The sequence below is a fragment of the Martelella limonii genome (genome assembly GCF_013344475.1).
Taxonomy (GTDB): domain Bacteria; phylum Pseudomonadota; class Alphaproteobacteria; order Rhizobiales; family Rhizobiaceae; genus Martelella; species Martelella limonii.
Genome location: NZ_JABUOU010000003.1, coordinates 159,014 through 175,374 on the forward strand (window position 1 = coordinate 159,014; position 16,361 = coordinate 175,374).

Annotated in this window: 16 protein-coding genes; 8 read left to right on the forward strand and 8 right to left on the reverse strand. The window is 58.2% G+C overall.

Features of this window, described 5'->3' with window-relative positions; all coding sequences use genetic code 11:
- Positions 1-22: 22 nt before the first annotated feature.
- The 5 genes from HPQ62_RS08445 to HPQ62_RS08465 all read left to right on the forward strand — a co-directional run bounded on the left by HPQ62_RS08445 (position 23) and on the right by HPQ62_RS08465 (position 6,611).
- A complete protein-coding gene (locus HPQ62_RS08445; protein ID WP_174802105.1) occupies positions 23-628 on the forward strand; it encodes a hypothetical protein in 606 nt (201 codons plus the stop codon).
- A complete protein-coding gene (locus tag HPQ62_RS08450) occupies positions 621-2,897 on the forward strand; it encodes a hypothetical protein (RefSeq protein ID WP_174802106.1) in 2,277 nt (758 codons plus the stop codon). The genes HPQ62_RS08445 and HPQ62_RS08450 overlap by 8 nt, the downstream gene beginning before the upstream one ends.
- Positions 2,898-2,901: 4 nt before the next feature.
- Positions 2,902-3,933 (forward strand): ATP-binding protein, encoded by a 1,032-nt coding sequence (locus HPQ62_RS08455; protein WP_174802107.1) that lies wholly within the window; start codon positions 2,902-2,904, stop codon positions 3,931-3,933.
- Positions 3,930-5,846, forward strand: a complete 1,917-nt coding sequence (locus tag HPQ62_RS08460; RefSeq protein WP_174802108.1) for a TniQ family protein — start codon at positions 3,930-3,932, stop codon at positions 5,844-5,846. The genes HPQ62_RS08455 and HPQ62_RS08460 overlap by 4 nt, the downstream gene beginning before the upstream one ends.
- A 426-nt stretch (positions 5,847-6,272) precedes the next feature.
- Positions 6,273-6,611: a hypothetical protein gene (locus HPQ62_RS08465; RefSeq protein ID WP_174802109.1), complete on the forward strand. Its 339-nt coding sequence runs from the start codon at positions 6,273-6,275 to the stop codon at positions 6,609-6,611.
- A gap of 514 nt (positions 6,612-7,125) precedes the next feature.
- Here the strand turns inward: HPQ62_RS08465 and amt are convergent.
- From amt to HPQ62_RS08480, 3 genes are all read right to left on the reverse strand, one after another.
- Positions 7,126-8,454, reverse strand: coding sequence for an ammonium transporter (gene amt, locus HPQ62_RS08470; RefSeq protein ID WP_174802110.1), 1,329 nt, complete (start codon positions 8,452-8,454; stop codon positions 7,126-7,128).
- Positions 8,455-8,476: 22 nt separating this feature from the next.
- A complete protein-coding gene (locus tag HPQ62_RS08475) occupies positions 8,477-8,827 on the reverse strand; it encodes a P-II family nitrogen regulator (RefSeq protein WP_018064835.1) in 351 nt (116 codons plus the stop codon).
- Between the two features lie 242 nt (positions 8,828-9,069).
- Complete coding sequence (locus HPQ62_RS08480; RefSeq protein WP_174802111.1) at positions 9,070-9,651, reverse strand: TetR/AcrR family transcriptional regulator; 582 nt, start codon at positions 9,649-9,651, stop codon at positions 9,070-9,072.
- A gap of 184 nt (positions 9,652-9,835) precedes the next feature.
- Between HPQ62_RS08480 and HPQ62_RS08485 the strand changes: the two genes are divergently transcribed.
- A complete protein-coding gene (locus HPQ62_RS08485; protein ID WP_174802112.1) occupies positions 9,836-10,804 on the forward strand; it encodes an alpha/beta hydrolase family protein in 969 nt (322 codons plus the stop codon).
- A gap of 7 nt (positions 10,805-10,811) precedes the next feature.
- Here the strand turns inward: HPQ62_RS08485 and tesB are convergent, their stop codons facing one another.
- Positions 10,812-11,720, reverse strand: a complete 909-nt coding sequence (gene tesB, locus HPQ62_RS08490; RefSeq protein ID WP_174802113.1) for an acyl-CoA thioesterase II — start codon at positions 11,718-11,720, stop codon at positions 10,812-10,814.
- Between the two features lie 99 nt (positions 11,721-11,819).
- Here tesB and HPQ62_RS08495 point away from each other — a divergent pair, with 99 nt between their 5' ends.
- Positions 11,820-13,034 carry a ubiquinone biosynthesis hydroxylase gene (locus tag HPQ62_RS08495; protein WP_244629614.1) on the forward strand — a complete coding sequence of 405 codons (1,215 nt, stop codon included), beginning with the start codon at positions 11,820-11,822 and terminating at the stop codon, positions 13,032-13,034.
- Positions 13,035-13,104: 70 nt separating this feature from the next.
- On the opposite strand, the gene HPQ62_RS08500 is transcribed toward HPQ62_RS08495, so the two are convergent.
- The 4 genes from HPQ62_RS08500 to HPQ62_RS08515 all read right to left on the reverse strand — a co-directional run bounded on the left by HPQ62_RS08500 (position 13,105) and on the right by HPQ62_RS08515 (position 15,394).
- Positions 13,105-14,085: a DUF1775 domain-containing protein gene (locus tag HPQ62_RS08500; protein WP_174802115.1), complete on the reverse strand. Its 981-nt coding sequence runs from the start codon at positions 14,083-14,085 to the stop codon at positions 13,105-13,107.
- Between the two features lie 57 nt (positions 14,086-14,142).
- Positions 14,143-14,496: a hypothetical protein gene (locus HPQ62_RS08505; RefSeq protein ID WP_174802116.1), complete on the reverse strand. Its 354-nt coding sequence runs from the start codon at positions 14,494-14,496 to the stop codon at positions 14,143-14,145.
- A gap of 131 nt (positions 14,497-14,627) precedes the next feature.
- Positions 14,628-15,194 (reverse strand): RNA polymerase sigma factor, encoded by a 567-nt coding sequence (locus HPQ62_RS08510; RefSeq protein WP_342343690.1) that lies wholly within the window; start codon positions 15,192-15,194, stop codon positions 14,628-14,630.
- A gap of 5 nt (positions 15,195-15,199) precedes the next feature.
- Complete coding sequence (locus HPQ62_RS08515; protein WP_425312612.1) at positions 15,200-15,394, reverse strand: NepR family anti-sigma factor; 195 nt, start codon at positions 15,392-15,394, stop codon at positions 15,200-15,202.
- Between the two features lie 165 nt (positions 15,395-15,559).
- On the opposite strand from HPQ62_RS08515, the gene HPQ62_RS08520 reads away from it, so the two are divergent.
- Complete coding sequence (locus tag HPQ62_RS08520; RefSeq protein ID WP_174802118.1) at positions 15,560-16,354, forward strand: response regulator; 795 nt, start codon at positions 15,560-15,562, stop codon at positions 16,352-16,354.
- Positions 16,355-16,361: the final 7 nt, after the last annotated feature.

Consider the following 16,361-nt stretch of genomic DNA (forward strand, 5'->3'; position numbering starts at 1 on the left):
CTCCGCATCTCACGGACATTTCGTGGTTGGACTGGTTATCAATGACAGCGATGCGGACCCCGGGCGGATTACCCGCTGCGGCAGTCTGGGGGAATATCGCACACGACTGCTCATGCTCGCGGATCCGGATACGGTTGATGTGCTCGAGCAGGTCGGCCCGATCGTCTGGCAAGACAGGAAAGGGAAGACGCATTCCCATTTCCTCGACCATGTGGCGATCAAGAGGGACGGGCGGCGCCTGGGATTTACGGACAAGCCGTACCGCCGGGTGCGTCCGGATTTCGAATATGAGATTTCCCAGGTTTGTGCCGAGGCCAAGCGACGGGGCATCATCGATGAACTCTATCTCGTCACCGAATATGCTCGTGATCCGATCGACCTTCACAATGCAGATCTCATGCGAGGCTGCCGGGATGATGAGCCTGAGGTCGACGAAATTGCCCTGGACGTCATCCTGAATATGACGGCGCCCCGCACTATGCGTGACCTGGTCCGTGAGATTGACCGGGGGCCACGTGGGTTTCGAGCGTTGGTTCGGCGCCTTCACTCGGGGCAACTCAAGCAAATCAAGAAGGAAAAGATCACGCTCGATACCTCTGTAGTGACAGGAGGTGTCGGAGATGAGTGACCCGCAGAACGGAACCGTCTTTCGCTTTGAGTCCGGCACGCTCGGACGGTTCGGGCACAGGAAGATCAAATTTCTCCGTGCTGCAAACACCGGCTACCTGGTTGAATTTCTCCCTGACCCGGAAGCGCGGAACGTCCCGGAAACATTACGCGGAACGCGTCCTGATATCGAGTTTATCGGCAAAAAAATCCTGCCGCATTCCGAACTGTATGGCGGGCTCCTCGATGGGTCTCTGGAGATCGATGAGGACGACCATGTCTTTATCGACCATTCTCAGAGTTTCAAGCCTGAGCTTGTGGCATCGCTGGCGGAACGGCCGGCGCAAGATCTAATCCTGCGGTACGCCAGCGTGATGCTCATGCGCGAAATCTGCGATGAGAAGGGCATAATCACGAAGACCAGACGCGAAATTCGCAAGATCGAAGCGGAGATTCTGACGCGGTTGCCGCATCGTATCGATGAGCTTAACGCCAAGGTCGACGGCCGCAGGCGCCATCCGTTTCGCCGCCGAAAGACACCGCAATACTCGACAACCGCCCAGACATTGCTCGAATGGGACAAGAAGCTTCGTGGCCAGGGCTTTTCCGGCCTTGCTGACAATCGTTATTTGTCGGGAAACAGACTGTGCAAGCTTCATCCTGTTGTCGCTCGCATCGTCAGGCAGAAGATTGATGAGCTGGTTACGCTTGAGCAAATTCCCATTGCGGCGGTTCACAGCGGCATATCAGACGCCGTCAAGCAAGAAAGGCAAGATCAGGAAGATGCTCTATCTCGGCGTGAGGCCGAGGGAGAGGATATTTCCGAGGCAGAGTGGGAGGCGTTGCAGAAGTTACGTCCCCCATCGGTCGGTACTGTCAGTAAATGGGTTGCATCAATGGCGCCGCTGGAGGCAATGCTTCGAGGTCGTGGCCCAGACTGGCTGCTAAGCAATTGCCTTTCAGTTGGTTTAGGCATGCAGGTCGAACGCGCCGGCCAGATCACCATGATCGATGAATACACGGCGGATGTCTTCGCGATTATTCCGTTTGCATTCCTCATATATTGGCTAGGCGAGCAAAAGGTCGCGGAACTCGGCATTGACGGCAGCAAACCCCTGCGTGTGGTCGTGTCTATCATGATTGATGCCTATACGGGCTGCATTCTGGGGCTACAGATCCGCGCCACGGCGGATCCCGATCTCGCCAAACGCACCATCATGATGTCCTTGATGGACAAGACGAAGATTGCGGCTGCCTGCGGGGCTGAAGGTGCTTGGGATCACCTGCTTCGTCCAGAAAAGATTCTGCACGATGCCGGAAGTGCCTACGTAGCGTGTAGCACCGATATGTTGTGCGCGTCATTGCGTATCGAAAACATGACCGCACCCAAGGCAAAGGCCTTCATTCGCGGTTTGATGGAGCGTGTATTCCGCACTCTGCACGAAACGCTGCTCGCCAAAATCCCCGGCAAGGCTTTCTCCGACACGGTCAAGCGCGGCGATTACGATGCCGAAGCTGAGGCTATTCTGACCCTGGATGACCTGATCCAGGTAATCACAATTTGGGTGGTCGACATATACCATAACAGCAGCGGCTTTGGTCGCGACGGGTTAACGCCGAACGATTTGTGGCGGCATGAAATGGCTCACGGGATGGGATGCCGCCCTGTCCCCGACCTGAAAACCATGACCCATGTTTTCGGCACGACACTAAAGCGGAAAGCTCGGCAAACCGGCATCCGGGTCATGCATGCAGACTATTCCTCGAAGGATTTCATGAAGGAGTACCTGCGGAAGCCCAATCGCGATTTCAGGATCCGCTGGTGGGAAGAAGATATCAGCCAGATACAGGTCGAAATCCGGCCGAATGAGTGGATGCCGCTCGAAGTTATGGACCGGCGCGCGCGCGGGATCTCTGTCTACGAATGGGACCTTCTGCGCCGCCATGAATATCTGAAGAGAAATCCTGCGGACGACGAGGTCCGTCAAAGGGCCCAAAGCAGGATCGATGCGATGCTTGAGGAGAAGATCGCCACCAGTCGAAAAGTGGCGCGCAAAGCCCTGACCGCCGAGGAGGTCGCCCGCTGGGAAGAGGAGACCCTCAGGTACTACGCCACTCCCAGCACCGAGATCAGCAGCGATCAGTCACATGGCCTTTATGGAGCACCCGTTCGTCCCGCGACACAAGAAAGTGCGGTGGAGCCTGAGGATGATCAGCCGCAACGGAAGCCGACGCGGAAACAACCAGGAAGGCGCACCAAGCCCAACTGGCAATCTGGAACAATGGAGTAAAACAATGGCTGAACTTCACACCAGCAAAGCGCCCGTAACTGCCGACTGGATCCTTCAGCGCTACATGATGAGCCCTTGGGACAATAGCTTCTACGAGAGGCTCGGCTTCGTTCTAAAAAGGGACGAAACCGGTAAACTTTTGCCGGAGCCGAAGCGCTTTCAAAATGAATCAATGGGCATTGCGGTCACTGCCCCCGGACGAGAAGGCAAAACCTTCTTGGTGCAGCAGGTTCTGGAACGGCTTTTCGGCGAGGCGATTGATGTCATAAGTAGCAGCAAGCAAATTGCCTATTGCCGTTTGAGAACCGATGCGACCGTCAAAAGCGCGTATATGGATATATGCCGCTCCACCGGGTTTGAAGGCAACAGCCCGAAAATAACGCGAGCGGCTGCCAATGATCTGGCAATGCATCGTCTTAAGCTAGCAGGCGTTAGAATTGTGGTTCTGGACGAAGTCCACAACCTTCTGAGAAGCAAGTCCGAGCCGGTAAATCTGTTCCTGAAGACCCTGTTGCAGGACGGGGGCGGCGTATGCCTGATCGTCATCGGCACGGAAAAACTGCGGGATTTCATTTATGATATGCCGGAAAATGAAGAGCTGGCCGGCCGGCTTCTTGACTTTCGGCTGGATCCGTTTTCGCGGAAACAGGCCATTGACCTGATAGCTCTTGCAGTAAGCAAATATGCAGAAAACGCCAAGCTGAAGCTTGCGCGCAGCATTACCCGTGACGTCTATTTTCATGATCGGATTTATGACGGATGTCGAGGCAGCTATGGTCGTTGCATGCGCCTGATCGCAACGTCGGTAATCCAGGCGTTCGAACAAGGGGCTTCCTCGCTGGAACTTGCCGACTTCGAAGCGGTCTTCGATCTTCAATTCCTGCATTTCAACTCAGAAAACCCTTTCAGGACCGACTATCAACCAAGCTCGGTGACTTCCAGTTCCGTTTCAGATTTAACGCAGTTGTCCGGAGACATCGATGATGGCAGCAGTCCTCCCAAAACGCCGGGCAGGAAGCGGAGGGTCAAGAAATGACGCTCCCCCTGTTGGAACCGCAACTTCCCTTTTATGACGACGAGCTCGCGCAAGGCTATCTTGCGCGGACCGGCCAGTTTCATACTGGCGCCAGTTTGTCGCAATTTCGCGGCTACTGGGATATTGGGGTAAAGGATATCCGCGACGGAACGGAAGATTTCGTACAAGCCCTATCGGCATTGTCCGGCGTTGAAGCCGAGCATATTCGGTATAACACTTTGGTCGCAAAACCTGATGGCAATTTCACGTTGCGCGGGGAAACCTTCAACCGTCCTTTTGTTCGACGTGGGTCGGTAACCGTTTGTCTTGAGTGTCTGGCTGACGACCATGCACAGGCAGGCTGGAACCCGGGCTCTTTAAGGTTTCGGTGGCAATGGCTGCTGAGACCCTTTGTGTGCTGTGCGCTGCACCAAAATCAGCTCGTTGAGTTCCGCCGTGTAGACAGCATTGATCTCTTCGATATCGAGCAGCTGCTCGCGCTAAATGACATTGAGCCCGGCGACGTTGCGACGCCCGGCGACAGAAGTCCCGGCCTTCTGCAACAGTACGTCTCTAGGCGGTTCTCCGCGACTGAAAAGCGCGAAGATTGGCTAGGCTCTCAGACTGTCTCCGGTGTTGTCAAGGCATCCGAAATGCTCGGATCTCTTTTGGCGGACGGTCCTACTGCGCCAATCAAGGAGTATGGGGCTTCCGATTGGGCACGGGTTGGGGACGTCGGCTTCAAGACTTATTCGGCAGGAACCGACGCCATTCTGACCGAGTTCAAGCGACTATCCGGATGCAGTAGCGGCCGCGCGGGTCCTCAAGCAGCATACGGCTATCTCTTCAGGTGGCTGAAGAAGCGAAACATGGTCGACGGCATGGAGCCACTGCGAAGTATCCTCAGGACCGCCATTGTGGAAAACTTCGCCCTTGAAGCAGGTGAGGTCGTGCTCGGAGAGACATTACCAGTCCGGCGGATGCACTCTGCCAACTCGCTTGCGAGCGCAACCGGTATATCGAAAAGCAGGATTTCCATGCTGATGCGCAAAGCCGGCATGCTCCCGGCCACAGCTAAAGGTGCCTCTCTCAACCGCTGGGCATTCCCGGCAGATGCAGCGGAAAAGGTGATCGCGAGAACTCAGGAGGCAGTAAGCTTGCGGCAGGTCCAAATTATTCTCGGAAGCAGCGAAACGCAGGCTGAAAGATTGGCGCATTCGGGACTTATCAGTCCGATCATTCCTGTAACAGAGGGACAGCATGGGATCCGCGCAGGAGGCTACGTGAAGGAGGAACTGGAGCAATTCCTCGCGAATATATGCAATAGCTGCGGCAAAATTGATGACGAAGTTGAAGGTTATCTCTCGCTGTCGGGCGTAACTTGCGGAAGGTCATCTACAGAGAAAATCCTGAAATTTCAATTGAAGGGGGAACTCAAGGACACCAAGATCATAAAAGGCATAAATAGAATTGATCACCTGCGCTTTAATACATCTGAGGTGAAAGCTGTATTAGAGACGCTCGACCCGGATCATACGATTTCAGCGAGCGAAGCGGCACTTATACTAGGAGTTGTGCCCTCTACGCCGCGCCGGCTGGCTTCTCCAGAGCATGGTGGCCCCTGGATGCATGAGGTTGATCAAGCTGAGTATCGGCAACGGAAAGGCAAGCTCCGTTTTTCACGCATCGAACTTCAGAGGTTCCAAGAGCGCTACATTAGGGCAGCGGCTATCGGCAGGCTGCTTGGCATCTCACACGTCGAGGTCAAGAAACTGATGGCGGATTCGGGAATTCTTCCGATTGCTGATCCTGTTTGGATGGGCGCGTGGTTTTATCAGCGAAAGGACCTGTTGCGCCTCATCGACAATCTGGATGAAAAAGCTTTCCCTATCTCGGAGCTAAAACGCGTTGCCCGCGAGTGGCCAAATCGGTGATCGCTCGACCAGAAAGCTGCGAAGGGCCGAATTTGGTGAATCAGATGCTTTCATCCGGTGAATCGGATGATGTTTACCAAAGCTTCAGTCGTACTCGAATGCAATAAAAACAATCACATAGCGCGTATAAATGTGCTTTTTATGGTGCATTTAACACTCGGCGGCGATGAACGTGTCGCGCCCGTTGGCTCGCGCTTCGTGTCCCGGCCTTTTGGATCGGGCTCACCGGATGTTTTCCTGAATGAAACCCCTCCGGCTCGTCTGCGATCGGAGAGAACCGATTCCGGTCCCCACGCCCGCTCTTGCTTCATGATACGTCGTGATTTCGGATAACGGCGAGACGAATGCCGGCGACTGACGTGAAAAGATCGCTGCATCTCTCAGCCGGTTCACGGCCTGCTCTCAGAACCTCTTGCGCGAGTTTCGATGGCATTCGCCTGGCCTGCGCACCCGCAGAAACCGCCACTGAACAGACATAAGCCGAAATATACGCATCGCCCCGGCAGATCAGCGGCGGCAAAGACAGATCGTCTATCCGCCACCTTGACCTCAACGTCAGCAGATCAATCGATTGACGAAGTCCTATTTGGAAGCGCCTTCGATGGCTTGCAGCGTTTCGTTTATTCCGAAGCCAGAGATCTCAAGCCCCAGAAACAGGACCAGCAGCAGGACAACCACCCAGAAGGGTATCCGATTGTAGAATGGGGCCGGCTTGAAACAGTAGGAGCAGGATTTGGCTCCAAAACGCAGCGGGTGGTGGCATGAGCATTGAAACAGTCTGATATTCTTCACTTGTAGTCCGAGTCTTCTTGTGTTTGCGAACTCAGGCTGCGCACCACCCTTTAGCCCGGCACTCTTCTGGATTCTCATAGAACGCGCATTCTGCATGCCGGCCTCCCCGAACGCAAACATTACATGGACTCTATCAGGCGTCATGAAATGAAAACGCCATGCCCGCTGGTTTGTTCCGGAATTCCGAAAGCCGTTAGTCTCGTTGTTTTCAAGATGATCCCGACTTCCGTAATGAAGTACTAATAGAAAAAAATATGACGATGCCGGTATTCAACTTATGTAACTGAAGACTTTCGTTTGAAAAACCTCATCTACGCTCTAATCAACCGATCTATAAAAACGGAAATCTAGCAAGTCAACCGCGATTTCGTCTCTGAATTCGAACTGCGTCCACAACCAACGTGCGTATCCGGACAAAAAAACCCGCCGGGAAGCCGGCGGGTTCTTTGTGATCGGGAAGGCAGGGCAAAGACTTGCCCTGTCTGGCTTACATGAATTCCGGATAGGCTTCGACGCCGACTTCGGACTTGTCGAGACCGGCCTCTTCGTCTTCCGGCGAAACCCGGATGCCAACGACGGCCTTGAGGATCAGCCAGAGCACCAGCGAGATGACGAAGGTGAAGACACCGATCGCGACGATACCGATGATCTGTGTCACGAAGCTCGTGCCGTCATTGGTGAGCGGAACGATGAAGGTGCCCCAGATACCGCAGACAAGGTGAACCGGGATCGCGCCGACAACGTCGTCGATCTTGAGCCTGTCGAGCAGCGGAACAACGGCAATGACGATGACGCCGCCGATACCGCCGATGAACAGCGCTGCCGGGACGGAAGGCGTCAGCGGCTCAGCGGTGATCGAGACCAGACCGGCCAGCGCACCGTTGAGGACCATGGTAACGTCGACCTTCTTGTAGATGACCTGCAGCAGGACGAGCACGACGAGCGCACCGGCAACGGCAGCCATGTTGGTGTTGACGAAGATCTTGGAAACGTCGCCGGCATCAGCGATCGAGCCCAGCGCAAGCTGCGAACCGCCGTTGAAGCCGAACCAGCCGAGCCAGAGGATGAAGGTACCGAGAACGGCGAGCGGGATGTTGGAGCCCGGCATCGGATGAACCGAGCCATCGGCGCCGTACTTGCCGCGGCGTGCGCCGAGCACGAGTGCGCCGGAAAGGGCGGCCCAGCCACCGACCGAGTGAACCAGCGTCGAGCCGGCGAAGTCGGAGAAGCCCATTTCGGACAGCCAGCCGCCGCCCCACTGCCAGGAACCGGTGATCGGATAGATGATGCCGGTCAGGATGACGGTGAAGAACAGGAACGGCCAGAGCTTGATGCGCTCGGCAACGGTACCCGACACGATCGAGGCGGTCGTGGCGCAGAACACCATCTGGAAGAACCAGTCGGAAGCGACCGAATAGCCGGCAGAGCCGTCATCCATGCCCGGTCCCGGGAAAACATAGGGGCCGAAGGAGCCAAGGAAGCCACCATCGACGCCGGTGTACATCAGGTTATAGCCGGTGAGCCAGAACATCAGGCCGCCGATCGCATAGATCGCGACGTTCTTGAGACCCTGCATCGATGCGTTCTTCTTGCGCACCAGACCCATTTCCAGCATGGCGAAGCCTGCGGCCATCCACATGACCAGGAAGCCCATCACCAGGAAAAGCAGGGTGTTGAACACTTCGGTGGCGGCTGCGGACATGCCGGCAGTTTCTTCAACCACTTCCACGGCCGCGTCCTGCGCGAATGCCGGCACGGCCAACGACACAGCCGTCAGCGCAGTGATGCCTGCAAAAAGTTTGAGTTTGGAAGACATAGACGGATTACCCCCTGCTGACTTACAGCGCTTCGGAATCGGTTTCGCCGGTGCGGATGCGCACGGCCTGTTCGATGGAATAGACAAAGATCTTGCCGTCACCGATCTGACCGGTCTTGGCGGAGGAGGCGATCGCCTCGACGGCTTTTTCAACCACGTCGGCGGCAACTGCCACTTCGATCTTCAGCTTGGGAAGGAAGCTGACGGCGTATTCCGTGCCGCGATAGATCTCGGTATGCCCCTTCTGCCGTCCGTAACCCTTCACCTCGGTCACGGTCAGGCCCTGAATGCCGACGGCGGTGAGGGCCTCACGCACCTCATCCAGCTTGAACGGCTTTATGATGGCCATCACAATTTTCATCTGGTTTCCCATCCTTTGTTGCCCACGGCTTCGAAAAGCCGGTTCTCCTTACCGCTTCCAAAGGAACATTCTTCAGCGGCCTCTCTTTGACATACAAACTCCGTGCCAGTTTGGATTTGCAGAGACAAGCTGCTGATTTCAATCATCTATTTTTAAGGATGTGCGCATGCGGCATCCGCCGCCTTAACTTTGCGGCGATTCCATGTGCATTTTTGGGAAAATGCTCTTTTTTTATGCAAATGCCGGAATGAAGATCAGCCGCGCCGTCTCAATCCATCGATCAGAAGGTCAACCATGCGCGCAACATGGGCATTTCCATCCTCTCCACCGGCAGACGACAGATTGCCGACGGCCCTCAGAAGATCGTAGGCGGCAATATCGCCGCGCACCGCGCCCTGTTCGGACGCAGCCGCAAGCAGCGCTGCCAAAGTCGGCTCGAAGCGGAGCCGAAAATAGTCGGGAAGGTCAGCAAAGGCCGGATCGCCGGAGTGGAGGGCCCCGGCAAGTCCCTTCTTGGTAGCAATGAAGGCTGTATAGCGTTTAAGCCAGCGCTCCAGGGCCTCGTCAGCGGGATATTGCGCACGCAAGGTCTCTGCTTCAAGCACGCAGGCATCCACCTCGCGGCGGAAGACGGCGGCGACCAGATCGGAGCGCTTCGGGAACCGGCGATACAGCGTGCCGACGCCGACACCGGCGGCCGTCGCAATCTGACGTGCAGGCGCATCGACGCCGTCTGTCGAAAATACAATCTTCGCCGCCTCCAAAAGCGCCTCTTCGCTGCGTATCGCGTCTGCCCTGAGGGCACGGTCCTGATTGGCCATAGAAATAAACTCCATCAAACGCTCCGCGCCGGAGCGGAAACCCGGCATCTTCGCACGCCCGCACATGGACTGGTGCCATGAAAATGCTCACGACACTTGATAAACGGAACATCGTTCCGTATATGACGATAATCGGAACGCCGTTCCGTGTCAGATAGCGCCCCCTGAAACATTTTGCCAGAGGCGCAAAGGAGAACCCATGAATAATCTTGTAGACAAGGCCCGCCATCTTCCCTTGCATCCTGCACGCCAGACAATCTCCATCAGCCCGGTGCGCCTGCCCGTGCCCGGCCGAAGCACACCGCTCGAACTGCGGATCACCACTCCGGCCGACGGCGGAAAGCGCCCGGTCATCCTGCTCTCGCACGGCATGGGCCCATCGCTCTACATTGCATCGAAGGACGGCTATGGCCCGCTGGCGCATTTCCTCGCGGAACAGGGCTTCCTGGTGATCCAGCCGACCCATGCAAGCTCGCGCGTGGGCGGGCTTCCGGCCAATTCTCCGGGCGCGCCGCTGTTCTGGCGGGAGCGGGTCCTGGAGATGAAGCTCGTACTCGACGGGCTCGATACGATCGAGGCGGAGGTGCCGCTGCTTTCCGGCCGGCTCGACCATGACAGGATTGCAGCCGTCGGTCACTCGATGGGCGGGCAGACCGTCGGCATGCTGCTTGGCGCGCGGCTGAGCGATCCCCGCGATCCCGACGCGCAGGATGTCGACCTTTCAGACAAGCGCATTCGTGCCGGCGTTCTCCTGGCAGCGCCCGGCCTTGGCGGCGACAGCCTTTCCGAGTTCGCCCGCGAGAACTATAGCGCCCTGAACCCCGACTTCTCCCACATGACCACGCCGACGCTGGTCGTGGCGGGCGATGCCGACGAAAACCCCCATCTGAACGTTCGCGGCTATGCCTGGCACACCGACCCCTTCGTTCACGGGCCCGGCGCGGAGGCGCTGCTGCTGCTGAGAGGCGGCAAACACGGCCTTGGCGGCATTGCCGGCTACGATGCGAAGGAAACGGATGACGAGGATCCGGACCGGCTGGCCGCCACCCTGCGCATGACTGCGGCATGGCTGCGCACCGCGCTCGGCGAGGACGCCGACGCCTGGAACGCGGCCTGCCGCGCGCTTGCCGAACAGGCGCCAGAACTTGGTAGCGTCGAGCGCCGGTGAAGTCCCTTCAGGACTTCTGGTAGAACGGCCGCGCGTGATCGCGAATGCGGATCAGGCCTTCCTGCGCGACGGAGGCAACAAGCGTTCCGTCGCGGCTGAAGATGCGGCCATGGGCAAAGCCCCGGCTGTTGCTGGCCGACGGACTTTCCTGCACGTAAAGCAGCCAGTCGTCGATGTTGAACGGGCGATGAAACCACACCGCATGATCGAGGCTCGCCGCCTGCACCCGGTCGGAAAAGACCGAGCTGCCATGGGGATAGAGCGTCGCGTCGAGCAGCGTCATGTCCGACATGTAGGCGAGAAAGGCGGTCTGGTATTCGCGCCCGTGCGGCGACTGGCCGTTGGCACGGATCCAGATCGACTGCTCGCCGGAGGGCTTGTTGCGCCAGAGAAAGTTCTCGAGATCGACCGGGCGGATTTCGATCGGGCGCTCGCGCATCCAGTAATTGCGGATGGGCGCGGGCGCCTTTTCCGCATCGTTCATGATGTCGCTGGTTGCCAGCGCCTCCGGCGGGGGCACATCCGGCATCGGGTCCTGGTGCTGATGCCCGCCCTCCTCCACCTGAAACGAAGCGGTCATGATGAAGATCGGCTGGCCATGCTGGATTGCGCGCACGCTGCGCGTGGCAAAGCTGCGCCCGTCACGGAGGCGGTCGACGAGAAAGATGATCGGCACCTCGGTATCGCCCGGCCGCATGAAATAGCCATGGAGGGAGTGAACGAACAGCCCCTTGGGCGCGGTGCGCTGCGCCGCCACCAGCGACTGGGCGACCACCTGCCCGCCAAACACGCGCTGCCATGTTGTTGCAGGGCTCTGCCCGCGATAGAGATTTTCCTCAAGCCTTTCGAGATCCAGCAATGCGGCAAGCGCCTTACCGTCGTGATTGCCGCCCTGATTTCTGCTGGCCTGTGACATTTCAACGCGGTCCCTATATATCTACTGGATGACGCAATCGCCTATAACAGCTTTGATGATTTGGAGCGAGCCATGGCAAAGCGCAAGAAGGAACCGAGCATGAAGGATATCGTTATCGTCGGCGGAGGCTATGTCGGGCTCTCGGTCGCAGTGGCCATCAAGAAGGCCGCGCCCCATCTCGATATTGCGCTCATGGAAGCCGCGCCGGAGCATGTCTGGGAAAAGGATGAGCGCGCCTCCGCCATCATCGCAGCGGCGATCAACATGCTGAAGACGCTGGAGCTTTGGGACGAGATCAAGGAGCATGCTCAGCCGATCAACGACATGATCGTGACGGATTCGGATGCCGGCGAGCCGGTAAAGCCGGTGTTCCTCACCTTCGGCGAGCGCGCCGACGAAAGCGAACCCTTTGCCTACATGATCCCCAATGTCGCCATGGTCCGGGCGCTTCGCAGGGCAGCCGGCGAACTCGGGATCGAGATCAGCCATGGCGCGGCGGTCACGGCGTTTTCGGATGAAGGCGGCCACGCGAAGATCACGCTTGCCGGTGGCGGCGAGATCACCAGCAGGCTGGTGGTCGCCTGCGACGGCGTGCGTTCGCGCCTGCGCGACATGGCCGGCATCAAGACGGTGAAATTCGATTATGGTCAATCCGGCATCGTCACCACGATTGCCCATGAGCGCCCGCATAATGGCCGAGCGGAAGAGCATTTCCTGCCGGCCGGACCCTTCGCAATCCTGCCGCTGACCGGCAACCGGTCCTCGCTGGTCTGGACCGAGCGCACCGATGATGCCAGACGGCTTGTCGAAAGCGATGACATGGTGTTCGAATTCGAGCTGGAACGCCGCTTCGGCCACCATCTCGGAAAGCTCACGCTTGCCGGCGGCCGCCGCGCCTTCCCGCTTGGCCTTACGCTGTCACGCGCCTTTGTCGCGCCGCGGCTGGCGCTTGCGGGCGATGCCGCCCACGGCATCCATCCGATTTCCGGCCAGGGTCTCAATCTCGGCTTCAAGGATGTCGCGGCGCTTGCCGAAACCATCGTCGACGCCGATCGCAGCGGGCTTGATATCGGCGCGCTGGACACGCTAGAGCGCTACCAGCGCTGGCGGCGTTTCGATACGGTGCGCATGGGAATGACCACCGATATCCTCAACCGCCTGTTTTCCAACGATATCGGACCGTTGCGGGTGGCGCGCGATTTCGGCCTTGGCGTCGTCGACCGGATGCCGAAGCTGAAGCGCTATTTCATTGAGGAAGCTTCCGGACGCACCGCCCGCGAACTGCCGAAACTGCTCGCCGGCGAGCGCCTCTAGCGCGTCGCATGCCGGCTTACGTCAGGGACAGCGTCAGGCGGACCGTCAGATCCGCCTGACGCCTGACGCATTATTTCATCTTCATGTCGCCATGACCGGCATGTCCGGCATGGTCCGTGCCCTTGGCGGCAATGCCCTCGATCTTTACCGGCACGGTGAGCGTGCCTGCCTTCTCGAACGTCAGTTCCAGATCGAAGCTGTCGCCTTCCACCAGCGGACCGTTCAGCTTCATCAGCATGATATGGAGGCCGCCCGGCGCAAGGGTAACGGTTTCCCCGGCAGGGATCGTGATGCCATCCGCCATCTGATACATCTTCATGACCTCGCCCTCGATGCGCATATTGTGAAGCTGTGCCTCACCGGCGACATCCGTCTTGACGACGATCAACCGGTCATCCTCATCGCCGTGGTTGGCGATGGTCAGGAACCCGCCGCCCACAGGCGCGCCTGGCAGCGTTGCGCGCGCAAAGGCGCCGGTGATTTCGAGGTCACCGGCAGGTTCGGCCATGGCGTGTTCGTGCTGATGGCCGTGCTGGTGATCGTCGCCCGCAGCCTGTGCGGTGATCATCAGTTCAGGCGCCGGATCGTCGCCCTCGCCGGTCCAGCGGATCTCGCTGCCATCGGCGCAGGTCTGGATCACCGGAAAGGCAAGCGCCGTTCCCGCCTCGAGATCGGGCGCAAGCGTGCCGCGCATGACGAACTCGTCGTAATAGGCATCCGGCAGATCGCCGTCCGTCCAGCTGACCTCTCTCACGCCCTCGCTCACGGGCTTGCCGTGGTTCATATAGGTATTGTCGTAGGCGCCGGTTTCCGTCGAAAGCGTCCAGCCGGCGTGCGGCATCGGCTTTACGGAAAAGAAGCCTTCCGGCACCTGAACGCGAATGGCGGTGGTGGCTGCGCCATCACAGCCGTGAGGGACGCGCATTACCGCCCTGTACGAACCGCCGGCAGCCGCTTCGCCGGCCTCCAGCGTTACATGGGCCTGCGCAACCGATAGCGAGACGAGCGAAAGTGTGCCGGCGAGCGCCAGGCGCGAAATATTGACGGACATCGTGTGTCTCCGTGCTGAAAGTGCTGATTTTCTCGCCCTGAGGGCGTGCGATAGAAATCAGGCCGTGCGCGGAGGAGCGCGTGCATCGTAGCTTGAAACAGAAATGTCGAGGGTCGGCAGCGCAGGCTGTTCGGCATGCGCGAAGGCATAAAAGCCAGCAAAGGCCGGGAGTGCTTGCGCGGGAGGCGCCGGCACGATGGCAACCTTCAGCCGGCAGGCATGGCAGGGGCCGTGGCTGCCGGGACTATCCTTGCCGTGACCGTCACCGCAATAGCTGAGTTCGGAAAACGAAAGCGTGGCGTTTGCAACAGGCGCCACATGTCCCGGCTGGGAGACGAAAGCCAGCGTGAACACGGCGATCACGGCAAGCGCCGCCGCAAGTTCCCGCAAGATCGCCTTCGTCACTCTCAATGACATGTCCCCGCCCGATCACGCCCAGAGATGGGCATGAACTTCGTCTTGGCAAAAAAACGGGAGCTTTGCAAGCAAACGGGCCGGCTTGAAAAGCCGGCCCCTACATCATGCAGTGATGGATTATAGCCTCAGGTCGGACGGCCGACAAAGGCGCGGCTGACGACGGACGCCGAATTGGCATCGGGACCGAATTCGGTGTCGCCGGTGATCTCGAGCAATTCCTGCAGCTTGCCGCGCGCACGCGCGATCCGGCTCTTGATAGTGCCGATGGCGCAATGGCAAATCTCCGCCGCTTCTTCATAAGAGAAGCCGGATGCGCCGACGAGAATGATCGCCTCACGCTGATCGTCGGGAAGACGGTTCAGGGCCTTGCGAAAATCCTTCAGGTCCATCGCGCCGTACTGCGCAGGATGGGTGGAGAGCCGTTCGGTGAAGACGTTGTCGGAATCCTGGATCTCGCGGCCGCTCTTGCGCATCTGGCTGTAGAACTCATTGCGCAGGATCGTGAACAGCCACGCCTTGATGTTCGTGCCTTCGGCGAAACTGTCCTGTTTCGCCCACGCCTTCATGATCGTGTCCTGCACGAGATCGTCGGCAAGATCCTGATGGCCACAGAGCGAAACGGCAAAGGCGCGAAGGCTGGGGACAGTTTTCAACATGTCCCGCTTGAAAGTCGTATCGTCATCCCTGACCACGGCTTTTACCCCCTCGCTTTGCGATCGGAGGCAGCTTCGGCTGCATCCAGACGCTCGAGGAGATCGAGAAACCGATCCGGTATTTCTTCCTGTTCCACAGCATTATAGAGTGCCTTGAGGCGCCTGCTGATCGCCTCTTCCGGGCTCTTCGCCGTACCGGGCATATTCGAACCCTTTCCAAGACCGCTATCGTTCTTCACCAGTCTTTGCCTCTCTTGACATAATCCATTCACACCAAAAACGCGGTTCGAAATAAATTGTTCCGGTCACGGGAACTTTTTTTCGCTTCAGGCATTTTTGCCTTTTGAGGGATGATTTAAGAGTGATCCCAATTTACGACCTATCGAGGCAGGAGACTACCAGACATGTCGCTTTCTACCCGTATCGCCGCGCATTTACCCTATCTTAGGCGGTACGCACGTGCCGTAACCGGCTCCCAGACGTCAGGCGACGCCTATGTTGCTGCCGTACTCGAAACCCTCATCGAGGATGTTTCGCTCTTTCCGGAAGACGGCAATGATAAAGTCTCGCTCTATAAACTCTTCTCCCAGCTTTTCAGTTCCACAACCATTGAGATAGAAGAGATTGAATCGCCATTTTCATGGGAAAAGCGCGCTGCCGCCAATCTCATGGCTCTTCCGGCAAAGCCCCGTCAGGCCTTTCTGCTGATTTCCCTGGAAAATTTCAGCCACGAGGAAACTGCAGAGATCCTGGGCGTAGAAAGCGATGGCATTTCCGATCTCATTGATGAGGCCTCGTCTGAAATCGCACGTCAGGTTGCGACCGACATCATGATCATCGAGGATGAACCGCTGATCGCGATGGATATCGAGCAGATGGTGGAAAGTCTGGGCCACCGCGTGACCGGCATCGCCCGCACCCACAAGGAGGCTGTAGAGCTTTTCAAGTCTTCACGCCCGCGCATGGTGCTTGCCGATATCCAGCTCGCAGACGGAAGCTCCGGCATCGATGCGGTCAATGATATCCTTGCAGCGGAATCGCTGCCGGTGATCTTCATCACCGCTTTCCCCGAGCGGCTGCTCACGGGCGAACGGCCGGAGCCGACCTTCCTGGTCACCAAGCCGTTCAATCCCGACATGGTAAAGGCGCTGATCAGCCAGGCGCTGTTCTTCCAGGAGCATCACGAACAGGCCGCCTGATCTGCGG